The sequence below is a fragment of the Novipirellula galeiformis genome (assembly GCF_007860095.1).
Classification (GTDB): domain Bacteria; phylum Planctomycetota; class Planctomycetia; order Pirellulales; family Pirellulaceae; genus Novipirellula; species Novipirellula galeiformis.
Genome location: NZ_SJPT01000001.1, coordinates 238321 through 258057, shown reverse-complemented (window position 1 = coordinate 258057; position 19737 = coordinate 238321). Strand labels below are relative to the sequence as shown.

General features: G+C 56.1%; 13 protein-coding genes. 11 read left to right on the top strand and 2 right to left on the bottom strand.

The genetic code is table 11. The features are described from left to right. The first annotated feature begins 177 nt into the window (after positions 1–177). The 4 genes from Pla52o_RS00900 (at position 178) to Pla52o_RS00885 (ending at position 8758) form a co-directional block, all read left to right on the top strand. On the top strand, positions 178–2871 hold the full coding sequence (locus Pla52o_RS00900) for a dockerin type I domain-containing protein (protein ID WP_146592711.1): 2694 nt from the start codon (positions 178–180) through the stop codon (positions 2869–2871). Between the two features lie 272 nt (positions 2872–3143). Beyond that, complete coding sequence (locus Pla52o_RS00895; RefSeq protein WP_146592710.1) at positions 3144–7271, top strand: Calx-beta domain-containing protein; 4128 nt, start codon at positions 3144–3146, stop codon at positions 7269–7271. 308 nt (positions 7272–7579) lie between these two features. Continuing rightward, entirely contained in the window at positions 7580–8290 is a 711-nt protein-coding gene (locus Pla52o_RS00890; RefSeq protein ID WP_146592709.1) for a hypothetical protein, read from the top strand. A gap of 69 nt (positions 8291–8359) precedes the next feature. Then, a complete protein-coding gene (locus Pla52o_RS00885; protein WP_146592708.1) occupies positions 8360–8758 on the top strand; it encodes a hypothetical protein in 399 nt (132 codons plus the stop codon). Between the two features lie 23 nt (positions 8759–8781). Here the strand turns inward: Pla52o_RS00885 and pyk are convergent, their stop codons facing one another. Next, complete coding sequence (gene pyk, locus Pla52o_RS00880; RefSeq protein WP_146592707.1) at positions 8782–10215, bottom strand: pyruvate kinase; 1434 nt, start codon at positions 10213–10215, stop codon at positions 8782–8784. 186 nt (positions 10216–10401) lie between these two features. Between pyk and Pla52o_RS00875 the strand changes: the two genes are divergently transcribed. Then, positions 10402–11220, top strand: a complete 819-nt coding sequence (locus Pla52o_RS00875; RefSeq protein ID WP_231611996.1) for an SDR family NAD(P)-dependent oxidoreductase — start codon at positions 10402–10404, stop codon at positions 11218–11220. Positions 11221–11282: 62 nt separating this feature from the next. On the opposite strand, the gene Pla52o_RS00870 is transcribed toward Pla52o_RS00875, so the two are convergent. After that, positions 11283–12272 carry an ROK family protein gene (locus tag Pla52o_RS00870; RefSeq protein ID WP_146592706.1) on the bottom strand — a complete coding sequence of 330 codons (990 nt, stop codon included), beginning with the start codon at positions 12270–12272 and terminating at the stop codon, positions 11283–11285. 531 nt (positions 12273–12803) lie between these two features. Between Pla52o_RS00870 and Pla52o_RS00865 the strand changes: the two genes are divergently transcribed. The 6 genes from Pla52o_RS00865 to Pla52o_RS00840 all read left to right on the top strand — a co-directional run bounded on the left by Pla52o_RS00865 (position 12804) and on the right by Pla52o_RS00840 (position 19712). Further along, positions 12804–15059: an Orn/Lys/Arg family decarboxylase gene (locus Pla52o_RS00865; RefSeq protein ID WP_146592705.1), complete on the top strand. Its 2256-nt coding sequence runs from the start codon at positions 12804–12806 to the stop codon at positions 15057–15059. 53 nt (positions 15060–15112) lie between these two features. Further along, the gene (locus tag Pla52o_RS00860; RefSeq protein ID WP_146592704.1) at positions 15113–16720 is read left to right on the top strand and encodes an Nramp family divalent metal transporter; all 1608 of its coding nucleotides are present in this window, start codon (positions 15113–15115) and stop codon (positions 16718–16720) included. Further along, positions 16713–17825, top strand: a complete 1113-nt coding sequence (locus Pla52o_RS00855) for a class I SAM-dependent methyltransferase (RefSeq protein WP_231611995.1) — start codon at positions 16713–16715, stop codon at positions 17823–17825. Before Pla52o_RS00860 ends, Pla52o_RS00855 begins: the two co-directional genes overlap by 8 nt. Before the next feature lie 75 nt (positions 17826–17900). Further along, positions 17901–18518 (top strand): RNA polymerase sigma factor, encoded by a 618-nt coding sequence (locus tag Pla52o_RS00850; protein ID WP_146592702.1) that lies wholly within the window; start codon positions 17901–17903, stop codon positions 18516–18518. After that, a complete protein-coding gene (locus tag Pla52o_RS00845; RefSeq protein WP_146592701.1) occupies positions 18515–19075 on the top strand; it encodes a hypothetical protein in 561 nt (186 codons plus the stop codon). The genes Pla52o_RS00850 and Pla52o_RS00845 overlap by 4 nt, the downstream gene beginning before the upstream one ends. Continuing rightward, positions 19068–19712: a hypothetical protein gene (locus tag Pla52o_RS00840; RefSeq protein ID WP_146592700.1), complete on the top strand. Its 645-nt coding sequence runs from the start codon at positions 19068–19070 to the stop codon at positions 19710–19712. Before Pla52o_RS00845 ends, Pla52o_RS00840 begins: the two co-directional genes overlap by 8 nt. Positions 19713–19737: the final 25 nt, after the last annotated feature.

Below are 19737 nucleotides of genomic sequence, written 5' to 3'. Positions count from 1 at the left end.
TGAAGAAACGTCGCCTTAAGCTGTACCGGTTAAGGCAAGTAGTCGGATGGCAACGCTTACAACAATTTGGTGCGACAAATCCTGATTTGTCGCGTCTAAGTTGAGAACCGAGGGGGCAGTTAATGCCGATAAGTCCTCGGGGTGGTCCTTCGTTTTCCTCCATTTTTTTCGGTTTTCATGCTTCGCTCTCCTTCAAAGCGACAACGAACTCGTTCGGCAAATCGCCGACACGCTCGCATGGAGATGCTTGAAAAGCGAAATCTGCTCGCCGCCGCTCCGCTCGGGGCGACCGAAATGGATACCGCTGAGTTCATGCTCGGCCGAGTTGCGATCACCCCCGTCTTCTTTGAAAGCAACGGCAGCATTGATCCAGAGTCCCAGAATTGGACCGCGGACGAAATCGATGAAGTGCTCGCAAAGATCCGTGAAGGGGTAAATTGGTGGAGCGAGACACTTGATACATTGGACACCGTTCACTCGCTTGAATTCGTGATCAATGACGAGTATGCCAAAACGCCGGTGCAAACGCCTTACGAATTGATCGATCGCAATAGCGAAGGCTATCAATTGGCGGCTGGCGCATTTATGGACTCGCTCGGCTATCCAGGGTCATCGGCGCTTCAAAACGCAGTGATGTCATTCAATCACGATCAACGCATCGCTCTCGGGACCGATTGGGCGTTCACCCTCTTCGTCGTCGACTCGTCCGATGACGTCAATCCAACGACCGGTGAGCACGATGGATTGTTTGCCAAGGGAGGATTGTTCCAAGGCGCGTTCGCGTTTTCCGGGGGACTGTTTATGGTCACCCCATCGACGCGTCCGGCATCCACGATCACCCACGAAATGGGACACATTTTCTGGGCTCGCGACGAGTACGACGGCAAAGGTGCCTCCTCATGGACCGACCGCCGCGGTTACTACAACGCTCAGAACCTCAACGCAGCCGACAATCCGACCCCCGGCTTTGTGCACGAAAACAGCATCATGCGCAGTGGGTTCCCCCTGACCGAAGCCTATAACCAACACGTCAGCCCGACAGCGACCTTGGCAATGATTGGTTGGCAAGACAGCGACGACAATGGCATCTTTGATGTTCTCGATGTGCCGTTGGATCTCCAAGGGATCGGCCACTTTGACCTCGCCACCACCACCTACCATTTCGATGGCCATGCCACTGCCGTGGCGCTCCCCAACAAGAACTCCCAAGGTCCCCAAAGCGATATCACGCTCAATCGCGTCAGCGAAATTCAATACCGGTTGGATGACGGTCCGTGGATCGTCGCATCCCAACCCGATCAGCAGGTCGTCGATTTTGAACTTGAGGTGGTCATCGACCAAGGATTCAGCCGCATTGATTGGCGCGCAGTCGATGGGAGCACCGGGATCACCAGCAACGTAGTCCACGGCACCATCGGCGCTCCCGCGATCTCCGCGAACAACATCACCGGCTTTGCCTTTCTTGACCAAGACAACAACTCGGTCCGAGCGGGGTCGGAACCATTCTTGACCAACGCTTCCGCAACGATTCGGCATGCGGATGGCTCACCGCTGTTCTCCGGTCGCGTTGAGGCTAACGAGTTGCCCAACGGAACGATCGCCAGCGACAGCCTCAGTGGAGTGAGTCTGACGAATCAAGGTTATTCGTTAAACCGACAATTAGAGGTCGCCAGTTCACCGATTGCCAGCAACCAGAAATTCTTTCAATCATTCAACTCGCAACTCATCGTGTTGAGCGAACGATGGAATAAACGGCAAGGCTTTGTCGCAGAATTCGACGAAAACGTCGGCGAAGTCCGTTTGCAAATCTGGGGCGCGGATCACCAGGCGCTAAGCTATGGACGAATCGAAGCCTACGACTCCGCAGGGCAATTGATCAAGCGAGTCACGAGTGAAGGCATTGCTTATGGCATGTCAACACAGCTAACGATCCAAGACGATCGTGGGAGGATTGCCGAGATTCGTGCGTTCGGACACGCCGAAACCTCGATTGCGATCTCCGCGGTTGAGTTTGGGATCGAAGATCAATACACCATCGACGAATCGGGAGCGTTGAAGTTCAACCACCTCGCCGATGGCCAGTACATGATCGAGCTTTCCCCAGAAAATTTGATCCATGCATTCGAGCAACCCAATCCGATCGTCAACATTGTGGATGGAACGAGCGAGGGTTTGGTCGCGATCGCCCACCGGGTGACCAGCCCACGGCACAACCCCCTCATCGCCGGCGATGTCAATCAAGATCAAATCGTCACTGCCAATGACGCCTTGATCATCATCAACGACTTGAATGTCAACCAACCACGATTGTTGACGGCAAACGAGATTCACGGCGAATTCATTGACGTCAACAATGACGGCACTGTCACCGCCTTGGACGCCTTGCTGGTCATCAACACATTGATGAAGCAAACCAGTGGTGGTGAAGGGGAATCACCGCAAAACGATCCTGTGCTCGGAGAGGCTCCGGTGGCCCAATCGAGTCCGCCCGACGAAAGCGATTTGGGAATCGGAGGCGAGACGCTCGCGTCCCGCGGCCTGGCTCTTCGAAACGACGCGTCTGGCAACGACGCCTCTTCACATGATGCCGTGCTCACGCAATGGCCGCGTGCGGTGCTTGGCGATTTTGCCCCTCAGCATGCATCAACGGATTACATCGAGCCGATTGTCGATGCGAAGCTGAAAACCCCGACCCTCACTACAATCGGCACGCTATTACCAGAAAAGCTGCCCTTATCAGAGCAAATCTCTGAAAAGTTCCCTGAAAATTTAGTTGTCAACGAATTGTTGCTAAGCACAATGGAGTCCGAGTCGATCGCAACCGCTGGCTTGGCTGAGAGTAACCAACCTTTATCCAACGCGGCGAACTAACGACGCATAACATTTTTTGGCGGAAATATCGGAACTTTTTGCATAGTTCGCTATCTAAACCAACAACATGTTGTCGCTAGTCCGCACAGATTGCCCCCAGACGTTGATAAGCTAGAAAGACTAGGTAAAATAAGCAGTCTCGCATATTTTTTCGACCTGGTCACACTATGTCGATCCAAACCCAAGCTCTTACCGAATCAATTGAACAGAGTCAGTCATATTCGGCATTGAGTTTTACCCGAAAATCTCCTTCATCTTCCTGAGAAAAACAGATGAAACATCTGCGTCAATTGCTCCGTCGCTCCGGATGGCTGAGGGCCAACCAACGTTCCAACGATCAAGTCCAACGAGGTCAAACGACTTCGCGACGTTTGAGCAGTGAAGCGCTTGAGCGACGGGAGCTTCTCGCAGGCGACTTTGCTTCCGCTCATAACTACTTTTTGGCTCATGACGTCGACAACAACATGCGGGTCACCCCGATGGATGCGTTGGCGGTCATCAATCACTTGAATCGCAACGGCGGGCAATCCACGGAAGTCGGGCAAGGGGAGCAGATCACGTCGTTTGTCGATGTCAACGGCGACAATCGCGTGACCGCAGCCGATGCATTGTCGGTCATCAACACCCTCAATCGCATGGGCGAAGGGGCCGGCGAGCCGTTACTCGAAGTCCAGCTAAGTGCTCGAGACGGCGACAGTACCGAATTGCCAAAAGACGACAACGGCGCCTACAACGTCGCCGTTGGCCAAGTCTTCGAACTCGAGGTGGGCTACCTCGACCTACGTGACGGCGATCGGATTTTCCAGGTGCCAACGGGTAACGGGCAAACCGTCGATGTGCGATACCGCCAAGGGGTTTTCCAGCTGGTTGCGGACATTGGCGTTACGCAAAGCAATGGTGATAATGGCGGCAGCTTGATCCAGCCGATCATTTCCGAGACTCAGCAAATCACCGTTAGCAAGGAGATCGATAACTCGGAATTCACTTTGGCGTTGGATATTTCGCTGAAGTCGGGCGGCAACACCGTCAGCACAAACACCGCTCGCATTGAAGCCGCCGATTTCTTGGCGGACCCGACCGGCAGCGTGGCTGCGGCTCTAGGAACCCTTGAAGATGCCAATGGTGCGTTCCTCGATTCGGGCACAACCGTGCAAGTGACTCGCTTGCCATCGGCGGACCCCGATGACTTCTTCTTGCAAGTTCGCTTTGGTGGCGCAGACTCGATCGGTGTGAACCAGCCGACCATCAATATCCAACGGATGCGGATCATTCCCGACGTTGCCGAATTCCCCGTCGGTGATCCCGCGTCAAATAAAGAATTCCGCACGGACAATATTCTACAAGGCCGTGACAACGGCGGCCTTCCAATCGGCGAGCGTTACGATATTGATTACGCCAGCCGCACACTACCGAACCCAGACGGTGGCACGTTCAGCTTTTTGGGCAACCGCTCCGTGATCGGCTCGTTTGTTCCCGACCCTGCTAACCCAGCCGAAGTCTTTGACAACGTGGGTGGCCTCGGCCCCGTCGTCGCAGGCGGCGTGCCGGAGTCAAGCGGTGGCGACGGAGACACTCTGGACACCGTCTTTGACGCGCTCAGCATCCCTGTCTTCATCAATGCACCGGTTCAAGGTTTGACCTTTGAAGTAACCCCGGGTGAAGATGACAATGGCGAATCATTCCTGGTCTACGGATTCCTCGAAGAACCTAACGCAGCCGGCAACGACAACTCACGTCCGGTACCGGTAGACCAAGTTCGCTTTGATAGCGACGCTAAGTTTATCATCAACGCAACCGCTGATGGCGGCGCGGTGCAACCGGGCACGATCGCCATTACACCAGCAACCGTCTCGCTAGCCGAAGGCGATAGCGGCACCACAACGGCGACCTTCACGGTGACGCGAACCGGCGGCACCGATGGCGAAGTTTCGGTTCAATTCGCGACCGGCGCTGTGACCGATACGGCGACTGCCGGACAAGACTACGTTGCGAAGATGCAAACCGTCACCTTCGTCGCAGGAGATGGAGCCTCTAAAACCATCACCGTTGATATTAACGGCGACACCGATGTCGAACCCAACGAAACCTTCACCGCTACGATCAGTGCGGTGACGGGCGGAGCATCGCTTGGGACGACGACGTCGACAGTGACCATCACCAACGATGACACGGCGGTAGTGAACCCAGGTACGATTTCGCTCTCGCCCGCAACGATTTCCATCGACGAAGGCGACAGCGGAACCAAGCAAGCCACCTTTACCATCTCGCGTAGCGGTGGCACCGATGGCGCCGTATCCGTTCAATTCACGACCGGTGCTGCGGCCGATACGGCGACTGCCGGATCGGACTACACCGCCAAGACGCAAACCGTCACCTTCGCCGACGGCGATGGAGTCTCGAAAACCATCACCGTTGACATCATTGGCGATCTCGCGGACGAAAACAACGAAACCTTCACGGTCAATCTCAGCAGTGCCACCGGGGGTGCAACGCTAGGAGCTGCACAATCCATCGTTACCATCAACGACGATGACACGACCGTGGTGAACCCAGGTACGATTTCGCTCTCGCCCGCAACGATTTCCATCGACGAAGGTGACAGCGGAACCAAGCAAGCCACCTTTACCATCTCGCGCAGCGGAGGCACCGATGGCGCCGTATCCGTTCAATTCACGACCGGTGCTGCGGCCGATACGGCGACTGCCGGATCGGACTACACCGCCAAGACTCAAACCGTCACCTTCGCCGACGGCGATGGAGCCTCGAAAACCATCACCGTTGACATCATTGGCGATCTCGCGGATGAAAACAACGAAACCTTCACGGTCAATCTCAGCAGTGCCACCGGGGGTGCAACGCTAGGAGTTGCACAATCCATCGTTACCATCAACGACGATGATACGACCGTGGTGAACCCAGGTACGATTTCGCTCTCGCCCGCAACGATTTCCATCGACGAAGGCGACAGCGGAACCAAGCAAGCCACCTTTACCATCTCGCGCAGCGGTGGCACCGATGGCGCCGTATCCGTTCAATTCGCGACCGGCGCTGCGGCCGATACGGCGACTGCCGGATCGGACTACACCGCCAAGACTCAAACCGTCACCTTCGCCGACGGCGATGGAGTCTCGAAAACCATCACCGTTGACATCATTGGCGATCTCGCGGATGAAAACAACGAAACCTTCACTGTCAAACTCAGCAGTGCCACCGGGGGTGCAACGCTAGGAGCTGCACAATCCATCGTTACCATCAACGACGATGACACGACCGTGGTGAACCCAGGTACGATTTCGCTCTCGCCCGCAACCGTCTCGGTCAATGAAAACGGATCGGTTGCGACGTTCACGATCACGCGAACCGGCGGAAGCGACGGAGTGGTATCGGTGGTATTCGCCACTTCCGGTGTCACCGCCACCGCAGGAGTCGATTACACCGAAAAGACCCAAACGGTAACGTTCGCCGATGGCGATACCACCGCCAAGACGGTCACCGTGGCAATCCTCGAAGACACCATCGATGAGCCCAACGAGACCTTCAACGTGACGATCGCGAATCCGACCGGAGGCGCCGCACTGGGTGCCAAAGCCACGGCGGTTACGATCATCGACAACGACCCAACCGACCCCGGTAGCGGCTCGACCGTCGAGGGTTCGATCTTCGTCGATAAAGTCGAGAATCTTTCGGAAGTGGCAAGCTCCGGTGGAACCGTTGTACCGTACCGCAATGGTATGAAGGACACCAACGAAAAAGGCTTGGCAGGAGTTCAAGTGGAACTTCGCAAAGCTTCCGGCGAATTGGTTGCCACCGTGTACACAGACATGGATGGACACTACCGATTCACAGGGGTGAGCCAAGGATCGTATGGGGTTGTCTTCGGCGTCTCGAGCACGAACGTGTTCCTGTCCGGCAGCAACGTCGTCCCGGTATCGGTAGGCCCGAGCAGCAGCACCCCTGTCGCTGGCGACCTTCCTGTCCTGGGGCTCTCCGCGGCCATGTCCAACCTTGACATTTTGGCATCGAGTTACCTGCGAGGCAATTCGGAGGCTGCGTCGGCTTCGGACAATGGACGTCGCGGTGGATCCGTGGCACTGGATGCCGCCGGCCACCAAATCTTCTTCATGGCCTCCGAAGGCTTTGAAAACGTCAACTATGGCGAGCTGCTACTGAACAGCGCCAAAGACGCCGCGATCATCTCGATCGTCCAAGGCACCCAAGTGAAGACCGCGATGTTAAACAAGGAAGACTTCGTGATCAGCCGCGATGGCTTGTCACTGCAATTCTTTGGTGGAGTGGATGAGCTTGATTTTTCCAGCTCTCCCTCGGCTTCTCTCGGATTTAGCCAAGCTTCCATCGATGACCTGTTCAGCCGTGCGGCACAGTTTGTAGACAACATCTAGACGGTGACGACCTCGTAATTAGTTTCCACAAAGCCCTGATTGGTTTCTTCCAATCAGGGCTTTGTTTCGTTATCGGGACGTTTTCCATGGCGTTGCATTTGCGTCGGTGGCTTCGCCCCCACCGGCGGCCCGCGGAAGCCCCGCCCAGACTCGTTTCCATCCAAGCCCCCCCAGCGGTTCGCGTCGCATGGTAAAATTTGGCCTCAGCCCCCTTTCCCGCGGGGGCTCATGCATTAACTGGGCCGATGCGTTATCAAGCGAGATTTGCCTGTTCGTTCCCCCCCCTTTCCCCTTTCGCGAGCCTCCCCATGCCGAACCAAGACGAAGTCAATCCCTTTGCCCGGCCCGCGAACTCAGGCCGGCCCGAAGGTCAAGGCCAGCCCGAAGCTTCCGGCCGGCCCGAAGCCCAAGGCTCCACTGCCCTACCCAACCGGGACGAAGCCCCGAGATCGATTGCCAACCCATACACCCCCACGTCACAGGTCGGCCCGGTTTCGCATGCCCTGGGGGACGATGTCGAAGCGGTGCGGCGTTATTACCTCAGCCATGAGGCCTCGGTGAAATCGATCGGCACGCTCTATTTGCTTGGGGCGATCCTGATGGTACCGATCGGGTTGGCGATGATTGCCATGCCCGTGGTTGCTGGGATTGCAGAGAAGGTCGCCCCCGCCGAAGCGATTTTGATGGCGGTGATTGGCTTGGTTTACCTGACGTTAGGACTGCTGCAAGGTTTCACGGCATTAAATCTTTGGAAGCTACGTCCCTGGGCTCGCATTGTCGCGAGCGTGCTCAGCGTGATTGGGCTACTCGCATTTCCGATTGGCACGTTGATTTCCGCCTATTTCCTCTACTTGCTGCTCAGCGAGAAAGGACAATTTGTCTTCTCGCCGGGCTATCAACAGGTCGTCGCCCAAACGCCCCATATCAAGTACAAAACCTCCATCATCGTTTGGATCCTGTTGGCGTTACTTTTGGGGCTGATTGGACTCGGCGTGGTGGCCGCGCTGGTCGGCGTCTAGAGCATTTTCATCATTGATGTAGCGACAGCTGACCCTCATTTGGACCTTCCTAGGAAACCCTTCCTCGACATGCACACGATTCGACTTCGCTATCCTTGGTCCAAACAACTTCACGACGGTGAATCGGATGCCAGACGTGTCAACGTTCCTGAACGGGATGAAGACCTCAGCTCGGCGGAGCAACGGCATTCGACCACCTACACGCGCCACTTCAACCGTCCCACGGGAATTGAATCGGGGGACCGAGTTGCGCTGCGGATTACGAACTGGCAGGGCCAGCTGACGTCGATTCGGCTCAACGGCAAGGAACAGCCCACGGGGCCGCCGCCGTTGGAAATCGAACTGACCGAGCAATGGGATCTTCACAACCAAATCGAGTTGCAATTGGATCCTAGCGGTGGCGTCCCGGTGCGGTTGGACGGCGAAGTCACTTTGGAAATCCGCACTAGCGACCAATGGGAAGCATGACGCTCGGAGGTAGCCTGTAGGAGCTATTCGACGGTATGCACAATCACTACGTTGTGGGCCTTTTCGACCACACCGCTGCCAGTCACAAAAACCACTTGATCTCCTTTTTGCAGGTGAGCGTTTTCGCGTCCCCACAGGCAGATTTCATCAATGAATTCCGGGGTGTGGTCGAGGTGTGAAGCTTCGACCGGCTTGATGCCCCAGAGCAGGTTCATGCGTCTCAGAGTGTCGTGGGAATTGCTCGCTCCCAGGGTTGGAATTCGGCTTCGGCTCTTACTTTTCACCCAAGCCGTACCACCGCTCCGCGTCCCAATCACAATCAACTTGGCCCGAATCGCTTCGGCAATATTGGTCGCCGCGATCGTCACGGCGGTGGTGATCGGATGGACTCGCGTATTCGGGATTCGCTCTGAAATATTGTGCGACAACATTTCTCGCTCGGTACAAACCATAATCCGGTTCATCATTTCGACCGCTTTGACGGGATGATCTCCGATCGCCGTTTCGCCGCTGAGCATGCAGGCATCGGCACCATCGAGAATCGCATTGGCAACATCACTCGCCTCGGCACGCGTCGGACGACTACTGGTGTGCATCGACTCGAGCATTTGCGTCGCCACGATCACCGGCTTCATTTTCTCTTTACAGACGCGGATGATGCGTTTCTGAGCAACCGGTGTTTCGGCGACATCGATTTCGACCCCGAGGTCACCTCGCGCCACCATCACACCGTCGGAAGCCTCGACGATCGCTTCGAGCTGGTCCAACGCTTCGGGCTTTTCGATCTTGGCGATCACCATCGCGTTGGATTCGTAACTGACCAACAAATTCTTCAGCGACTGCACATCCTCGGGTGACCGTACGAAGGAGAGACTAATAAAGTCGATCCCCTGTTGGGCGGCCCAAATCGCATTGTCGACGTCCTTGGGACGCATCGCGGAGACGGAAAGCTTGACTCCGGGCAGATTGATCCCTTGACGGCTGCGGACGATTCCGCCAGCCGTGACACGGCACTCGGCACGCTTGGCCGTGACCTTCTCGACTTTAAGAGCTACCAAGCCATCGGCCAACATGACGCGGTCGCCGGGGGCGAGTTCATCGATCAACCGCGCGTACGTGCTGGTCAATTCGGAAGCCTCCGTCGACGAATCGCCTCGGATAAAGCTCAGGGTCGCCCCGACTTCGCAAACCAGCGGATCCGTCACCAGTTGGCCGAGACGCATTTTAGGGCCGGCCAGATCCAGCAAGACTCCGACATCAAATCCACATCGCTTGGATGCTTGACGAATATTCCCCAGGGATGCTTCGTGCTCGCTGCGCGATCCGTGAGCCGTATTGATACGGAACACGTCGACCCCCGCTTCAATCAACTCCACCAATTTTTCCACTGTTCCACAGGCGGGTCCGACCGTGGCGACAATTTTCGTACATGATTCTTCGAGCGTGGGCCTAGACATACGATGCTTCCTAGCTAATGGTGTGGTTGGCTGGGCTGAAAAGGGTGAAAAACCTCACTCCATGCCAAACCTGAATCTAAGGCTTTGCGGCATGAAAAAGTAGGGCACGTCACCCGTAGCCGTTCAAACCACCCTTTTTTATCGGGTCTTTCGCTTCTTCACTCGCTTTGGTGGACGCAAACTCACGTGATCATTTCGGATAAATCACCGGTCGCGTTGATAACCGGAGGCTCAGGCGGTTTAGGGCTCGTGATCGCCAGCACGTTTCTCAAAGCGGGATACCGCATTGTCATCGCTGGCCGTGATGCGACCCGACTCGAGGCGGCCCAAACGAGCCTGCAACACGCTCCCTACGTGGCGACGGCATGCGCGGACGTGTCTGAGGAAACGGGAGCGAAACAAGCCATCCAGACCGCCATGGTGGCGTTCAACCGGCTCGATGTGCTGATTAACTGTGTCGGCACCAGTGACCGAGGACTGGCCCATCAGCTGACGATCCAACGACTCGACGAACTGATTCGCCAAAACGTCCACAGCACCCTGCTCTGCTCCGCCGCCGCGATCCCCGAACTTGAAAATCGCCAAGGCGTCATCGTCAACATTGGCTCGCTCGCGTCCAAGGTCGGTGCGCGATACCTCGGAGGCTATGGGATCGCCAAGCATGCTTTGGCGGGGCTGAGCCAGCAAATGCGACTCGAACTGAAACCACGCGGGGTTCACGTCGGGCTCGTCAATCCCGGCCCCATTCGACGCGACGACGCCGGATCACGCTACCAGTCGCGTGTGGATGAAAACGTGCCGGCCGAAGCGGCCAAGCCAGGCGGTGGAACCAAGATCAAGGGGCTCGCTCCGGAAACGGTTGCAATCGCCGTCCTGAACTGTGTTCGCTACCGGCGGGCCGATATGGTGCTGCCACGCTACCTCCGACTCTTGATCGCGGTGGGACACATCTCGCCGCGACTGGGAGATTGGCTGCTGCTGAAATTCACTTCATCCAAAGAATGAACTTGTCGCTCGTTGCTAGGAACGCAGCGTGCGGCGGGTGATTCCTTTGGCCGCTCCAGCAATCAACGACGTTCGGACGTCAATTGCCGCTTCGCCCAAGCGGCAGCCCCCATCGCGCCGGCATCATCCCCGAGCGTTGCGGCCACCACGTCAAAGGTGTCTTTGTAGACCGACATCACATTGTCTCGGGCCGATTTCCGAACCGTTTTGACGAACAACTCCTCCATCGCTTCGACCAATCCGCCGCCCAAAACAATTTTATCGGGCGACAAGATATGCACGACATTGGCAACCGCGATGCCAATGCTGCGGGCCGCCTCTTCGACGATTTCTCCAACAATCTTGTCCCCCTTTTCAATCGCATCGGCAAGCGCACCGCTACGAATTTCACTCAAATTGGTCCCGGCATTTTTCATCAGATTCGGGGCATTACCACGAAACGCGGCCTTTGCCGCTTCCGCAGCGATGGTCAAGCGACTGGCCTCGGCCTCGAGCGTTCCAGGGCTTGCCGAACCCGAAACGCGGGTATCCGAAGAGATCCGCGTATGACCGATCTCCATGCAAGAAAAGTGAGCTCCCTGCAGAATTTTGTCCTCGTACACACATCCGCCTCCGACCCCGGTACCGGGGAAAATCCCGACCACACAGCGAGCTTTCTGGGCCGCGCCAAATTTGTACTCGCCATACACCCCCGCATCGACATCGTTGAGAACGGTGACACCACAATCAAAGCGCTGCTTCAAAAAACCCGCGACATCGATGTCATCCCAACCGAGATTCGGAGTCGTCAGGATGCGGCCCTTGGTAAGATCAATCGGCCCCGGGCAGCCAATTCCGATCCCAGCAATGCGGCTTGGGGGGATCTCATTTTCGACGAGCAAGCGTTCGATCGTCGTGGCCACGCGTTCGATACCGCTATCGGATCCATCTCGACCTCGTGTCTTTCGTCTCCGCCGTCCGAGGGGCTTCCAATTTTCGTCATACGCAATCGCCAACATCTTGGTGCCACCAAGGTCAAACCCAATCCAAATATTTTTTTCAGACGATGCCATGGATGTTTCAGTTGTGCGTGAGGAAGACAATCGGCGATACAAAAAACGGTGTCCATTTCCACCAGGGATGCAGACAAAATAAGAGCGAAACTTACCCCGGCAATCAACCCGCCTTGGTTCCGCCCCGCCTTGGTTCCGCCCCGCATCGTGGTGAGCGGCGATGAGCAAGACGCGATACTCAATCCACTCTCCCTCATCCAATCGATCGCCTGTGACGAATTTTCGCGGGAGGGACGAACCAAACGGGCGTGGCGGCCTGAACCGGCGTGACGGCCCCAGCTCAGGTGCAGTTCACTGCCGCGACCGCCCTGCGATTAACGACCTTTTCGAGACGGTTCACTTCGAGGATTTGCCGGCAACAAAGCAGCCGCCCCCCGAGACGCGAACCGGAACGAATGCCAGCAAAGCACCCCCGATCCGCTGCCGCCCACTCTACCATTCTGCTTCGCCACGATTCCTCCCGAAGGCGCCGCGACACCTTGACGATCGGCTTGTAGAATCGTGGCGTCTCGTTCCCTTTAGAGTAACCTAATGAAATTTCGCTTTCCCGTTCTAATCATTGACGAAGACTTTCGCTCCGAGAACACCTCCGGTTTGGGCATCCGTGCGCTCGCCCAGGCGATGGAGGGCGAAGGGGCCGAGGTGATCGGTGCAACCAGCTACGGCGATCTGTCGCAATTCGCGCAGCAACAATCCCGTGCCTCCGCGTTCATTCTATCGATCGATGACGAAGAATTCTTGACCCCGGACACCGAAGAAGCGGCGATCGCGAATCTGCGTGCCTTCATTCAAGAGATACGCTTTAAGAACAACGACATTCCAATCTTTTTGTATGGCGAGACGCGGACGTCGAGCCACATCCCGAATGACATCCTGCGAGAGCTGCACGGTTTCATTCACATGTTCGAAGACACACCGGAGTTCGTCGCTCGGCATATCCTGCGTGAAGCACGCTCCTACACCGATGGTTTGGCTCCGCCGTTTTTCCGCGCCTTGGTGGATTATGCCAACGACGGATCGTATTCCTGGCATTGCCCCGGTCACTCCGGAGGCGTCGCCTTCTTGAAGAGTCCTGTGGGGCAAATGTTTCACCAGTTCTTCGGCGAAAACATGCTCCGTGCCGATGTCTGTAACGCGGTCGAAGAACTGGGACAACTCTTGGACCACACCGGACCGGTTGCGGCGTCGGAGCACAACGCCGCCAGAATTTTCAATGCGGATCATTGTTTCTTTGTGACCAACGGCACGTCGACCTCCAACAAGATGGTTTGGCATTCGACCGTCGCTTCGGGTGACATTGTCGTGGTGGACCGCAATTGCCACAAATCGATTTTGCACGCGATCATCATGACGGGTGCCGTTCCCGTCTTCTTGACACCCACCCGCAACAATCTGGGCTTGATCGGGCCGATTGCGTTGGATGAGTTTCGCCCCGAGAACATCCAGAAGAAAATTGAAGCCAATCCGTTTGCACGCGAAGCCCAAGCGGCCCATCCCGATCGCAAACCGCGAATTTTGACGATCACGCAAAGCACCTACGACGGTGTGGTCTACAACGTTGAAATGCTCAAAGAACTACTCGATGGCCAAATCGACACACTGCATTTCGATGAAGCTTGGCTGCCTCATGCCACGTTCCACGATTTCTATCAAAACATGCATGCGTTAGGACGCGATCGCCCCCGATGCAAAGACTCGATGGTCTTCGCGACCCATTCGACCCACAAACTGCTCGCCGGCATCTCGCAGGCGTCACAGATCTTGGTCAAAGAATCGGAGACACAGAAACTCGATCGGCACGTCTTCAACGAAGCCTATTTGATGCACTCCTCGACCTCACCTCAATACGCCATCATTGCCTCATGCGACGTCGCCGCCGCGATGATGGAACCGCCCGGCGGGACCGCGTTGGTCGAAGAATCGATCGCCGAAGCGCTAAACTTCCGACGTGCGATGCGCAAGGTCGACGCGGAATGGGGCGACGATTGGTGGTTCCAAGTTTGGGGTCCCGACGAGATCAACGAAGAAGGAATTGGCAACCAAGAAGATTGGATCTTGCGTCCCGATGATAATTGGCACGGGTTCGGCAACCTAGCCGCGGGCTTCAACATGCTCGACCCCATTAAAGCCACGCTCGTCACTCCGGGGCTGAGCGTGAATGGCCAGTTTGCCGAAACCGGCATCCCCGCTTCGATCGTCACTCGCTATCTGGCTGAACATGGAGTGGTCGTCGAGAAGACGGGACTCTATTCATTTTTCATCATGTTCACGATCGGGATCACCAAAGGACGCTGGAACACGCTGCTCAGCGCGTTGCAACAGTTCAAGGATGACTACGACAAAAATGTACCCATGTGGAAGATCTTGCCGGAATTCTGTCAAGCGTTCCCAAGCTATGAATCCATCGGGCTGAAAAACCTTTGCCAACAGATTCACGACACCTACAAGCACCATGACATCGCTCGCGTGACCACCGAAATGTATTTGTCGCCAATGCAACCGGCAATGAAGCCCTCGGATGCTTATGCGATGATGACGCATCGTGAGATTGATCGCGTGGAGATCGATGAGCTCGAAGGGCGTGCGACGGCCGTGCTATTAACGCCCTATCCGCCTGGAATTCCGCTCTTAATTCCTGGAGAAAGGTTCAACAAAACCATCGTCAAGTACCTACAATTTGCCAGAGCGTTCAATCAACAATTCCCTGGATTCCACGCGGACATCCATGGCTTGGTCGAAGAAAACGTCAACGGACAACGCCAATACTACGTCGATTGTGTACGGTAGCGGCAGGAGGCAAGACCGCCCTACCCCAACGAACCTGATACCCAAAATCACTCATGACACACCCCAAGGACGCGATCCGTCATGATGACTCCGCCTCGACGTTGGAGCCGCCGACACGGATGCTCCCGATCATTCGCTGTATCGGCCCAGGGTTGATCGTCGCGGGATCAATTGTGGGCAGCGGAGAACTGATCGCGACCACCAAGACCGGTGCCGAAGCGGGATTCAGTCTACTGTGGCTCATCATCCTGGGCTGCGTCGTAAAGGTATTCGCACAAATCGAGTTCGGTCGCTATGCGATCGTCAGCGGCAAAACCACGCTCCGTGCCCTCGATGAGGTTCCTGGACCACGGATTCGTGGACGAGGCAATTGGTTGGTCTGGTACTGGGTACTGATGTGGATCGCCAGCATTAGTCAACTCGGCGGTATTGTCGGCGGGGTCGGCCAATCCTTGGCGATCAGCGTGCCGTTGACACAGCGTGGCGCTGATTACAACGAAATCGCCGATGCGGAAACGCTGTTGCAGTTCCAACGCTACGCGCCGGACGACATCACCGTCGACGTCTCCCAAGCAGAGCAACAAATTGCCGCGAGTAAAAAAAATTACCGCGACCAACATCAGCCCCCCACCAGCGAAACCATCCCCAGCGAAACCGTCACGGCCGAAAACATCACGGCGGCCAACGATGCCGCGATCTGGGCCATCGTCGTGGCCCTGTTCACCAGTGCGGTGCTCTGGGTGGGCCGCTACGGATTGATTCAATCGTTGGCGACGATCCTGGTCGCCTCGTTCACCTTGCTGACGATCACCAATCTCTATTTCCTGCAAGACCAGCCCGATTTCCGTGTCAGCCTTGCGGAATTCATCCACGGGTTGCAATTCCGACTGCCCTCGGAACCGGGTGACGGAGCGAGTGGAAATGCACGTCCGATCGGAACCGCGCTGGCGACGTTTGGCATCATCGGCGTCGGTGCTGCGGAGCTTGTCGTCTATCCCTATTGGTGCCTGGAAAAAGGGTACGCTCGATTTGTCGGCCGCGATGACGGATCGACCGCTTGGCTGCGCCGAGCGACGGGCTGGATGCGGGTCATGCAAGTCGACGCCTGGGGCGCAATGGTGGTCTATACGTTTGCAACGATCACCTTTTATTTGCTTGGCGCGGCGATCTTGCATCGCGTGGGACTGAACCCTGAAAAAGACAACATGGTCCGAACGTTGGCAGTGATGTTCGTCCCGGTGTTTTCCCAATGGGCATCGGCAATCTTCTTGTTTGGTGCCTTCGCGGTCCTCTACTCGACGTTCTTTGTTGCCAACGCCAGCCACGCGAGAACCTTCTCCGACGCAATGTGCGTCGTCGGGCTAATCGCTGACGATCCGCAAACACGAGAAAAGTGGATCCGCTGGCTTAGCGGAGGCTTTCCGATCTTATGCCTCTTGATTTACCTCGCGTTCCCCGCACCGGCTCAATTGGTTTTACTTAGCGGTGTGGCTCAAGGCATCATGCTTCCCATGCTGGCCGGTGCGGCACTGTACTTTCGCTACCATCGCTCTCGACCCGAACTGACGCCGGGAACCCTGTGGGACATCATGCTGTGGCTCTCCGCCACCGCAATGCTGGTCACCGGGACATGGACCGTCGTGGAAAAATTCCTTGGCTAATAAGATAATGAACGACACCCCCAACGCAACTCCGCCACGCTTACCAGCGAGAATCGCCGAATCCGCACTGTTGGACGTGGCCAAGGACTTACCCGGCAAACGCATCCTCAGCACATCGATGGGCCGCGGACAAGCCGCCCGTACGCTCTACCGAGAACGCAGCGATGCCTCGGTATCCCTGTGGTATCTCGATCAATTTCAACAGCATTTGGCGATCGCCGATCATCACGCGGATGAACCCTCATGGACTCCGACGACCACGCCCAAAGCCGATCATCAACTGGCGATCCTGTGCGACACCGATTTACCAAACGAAGAATTCGACCTCGCGTTGATCCCCTGTTCGATTCGAGGTGAAGCCGAACTGCAACGCGATTTGCTTCAGCAAGCCTATTCGAATCTCGTCATGGGAGGACGATTGGTTACATCGGTGGACAATCCCAACGATACCTGGCTGCACGATCAACTCAAAGCCTTCGGAACCAAGGTGACCGTGATCCGATCTGATGCGGCGGTCGTCTACGTGCTTCGTAAAGAGGGTGAATTGAAACGACAACGCCAGTTCGATTGTGAATTCAGCTTTCGCAGTCGCGGAGTATCGATCACTGCAACCACTCGTCCCGGAGTCTTCTCGCATCGACGACTCGACGGGGGCGCCAAAGCGTTAATGGAAGCGGTCACAATCGAGGCGGGCGAACGCGTGATCGACATTGGATGTGGCTGTGGATCGGTTTCACTCTCGTTAGCCAAACAAGCCAAGGGAATCCATACGTTGGCAATCGACAGCAACGCTCGGGCGATTCAGTGCACACGACGAGGGGCGTTGAAGAACGAGCTCAACGACTTCCACGCTCGGCTGACCTGTGACGGCCAGTGCGATGCGCCGGGTAGCTACGATGTTGCGGTATGCAACCCGCCGTACTACGCCAACTTTCGTATCGCACGCCTGTTTGTCGAGGCAGCGAAACAGGCCCTGCGGCCGGGGGGACGACTATTTGTCGTCACCAAACAAGCCTCTTGGTACGAGGAAAACCTTGTCACCCAATGGCACGACATCACCGTCACGCCAGGCAAGCAATACGCGATTGTCGAATGCTGGAAATAGTTTTTCGCTAAAATTCTGTCGGACGTGAAATAATCGGTCCGCGTGGCGCATCTTGTTTAGCGTAACGACGGAACTATGAGCACGAAGACTCCCGACAACGCGGAAAGCGAGGACTCCGACGGAGCGTGGCAACGGGTTTTCTTGGAATCCGAGCCGACGCTTCGCGCCTTCTTGCGCCGCCGACTCGCTCAAGAAGCCGATGTCGAGGATTGCCTGCAAACGATCTTTATCAAGACGGTTCAACAGCGAGACGAGGTCCCTCGGATCGCTCGCCGAGCATGGTTGTTTCGGGTCGCTGCAAATGAGTCCGCACGCCATTGGCGCGATCAATCCACCACCAAGCGAATCCTCGAAAAGCAAGCCACCTCGCTCCCCCACGCCCCGGCCCCTAACCATCTCGAACACCTCGTCGCCGATGAAACCGCCCAACAACTCGGCCAAGCGATCAAAAATCTGCCTACGAACTGGCAGCAAATCATCCGGCTTCGAATCAACGAAAACCTCACGTTTCAACAAATCGCTGACCATCTCGAAATCCCACTCGGAACTGCGCTGACCCACATGAGACGAGCACTACAACGGCTGCGCGGCGAGATCGATAAGGGCGAGATTGAAAAGAACGACAGCGAAATGAGTGATTGCGTTCAGCGTGATACCGTTCAGCGCGACCGCAAAAAAGGCAAACAACCATGAACCGCCACCCCAACACTGCTTGGAGCGACCAATGCCTCCTGTATCTGCTCGGTGAGCTCCCCGCCGATGAATTGCCCGAATTTCAAAACCAACTCCGCGAGCATGAATCGCTGGGAGACGAGTTGGCATTGATGGCCGAGATGCTTCATCGGGTTGCCGAAGTCAAAACCGATCTGCCTTCGGTCACACTACGGCAACCCAACCACGTGTCCCTCTCACGCCCTTCCAATGGGTGGCGATGGGGATTGGCGGCAATGACGTTGGCAGCGTCAGTCATGTTTGCATTCATCATCGGCAATCCGCTCCGCGATCGCTCGGACGACGCATCCAACCCCCAACCGCTCTCGAACGAAGTAACGCTTGTCGCTCAAGCTTGGGTGCAATCGGAATCGACGTTCGAATTTAACAATGACCGCTTACCCGAATTCGCAACAGGGGATTTTGCACTCGAATCAAGTGAAGAGATTTTCAGTGCGGAAGCCGATGGGGTCGAGGATGATTCGACACTCGCATGGCTCGTCGCGGGCATCGACGCAGGAGAACAAATTGATGGTTAAGTTTCACGGGCGGACTGCCTTCGTTGGCCTGCTGTTCACGATCACCGTGTTGTGGGCAACGCCTTGCACGCCCGCGTCTTTATTTGCTGAGGAGATGCCCTCGCCAGCCAAAAACGCACAGTCCAAGACAGCCAACGAAGTGGATCCCAAACTTGAATCCAAGGCGATGGAATTGGTTGCCACTCACCTGCCTGAGCTTAAACCGGTACTCGATCAACTCCGCTTGAAAAAACCGCATCAATACAAAGATGCGATCCGAGATCTCGCCAAGTCCGCGAAACGACTTGAAACGGCGAAAAATCGAAACGAAGAAATCTACCAGATCGAATCGGAGCTACTGCGAGCACAAATGCAGGCAAAATTGCTTGCCGCAAAGTTTAAAGTCCGAAAGCGGGACGAGGATCGCGAAGCGCTTCGTGACGCGATCCGCAAGCTCGTCCAAGCGGAAATCAAACGAAGCGAAGCCGAAATTCACTTCACGAAACAACGAATCGAACGTGCTCAACGGCAATTGAATACCGCCGAAGAGAGACTGAAGGAGAAACAACAAAACCTCGACAACCATCTCAAAAAAACCTATCAGCAGCTTCTCCGTGGCGCAGGCCAAAACAGCGAGAAGCGAAAAGAGACCAAGTAACGCGTGAGGCAATCTCATCGCAGTT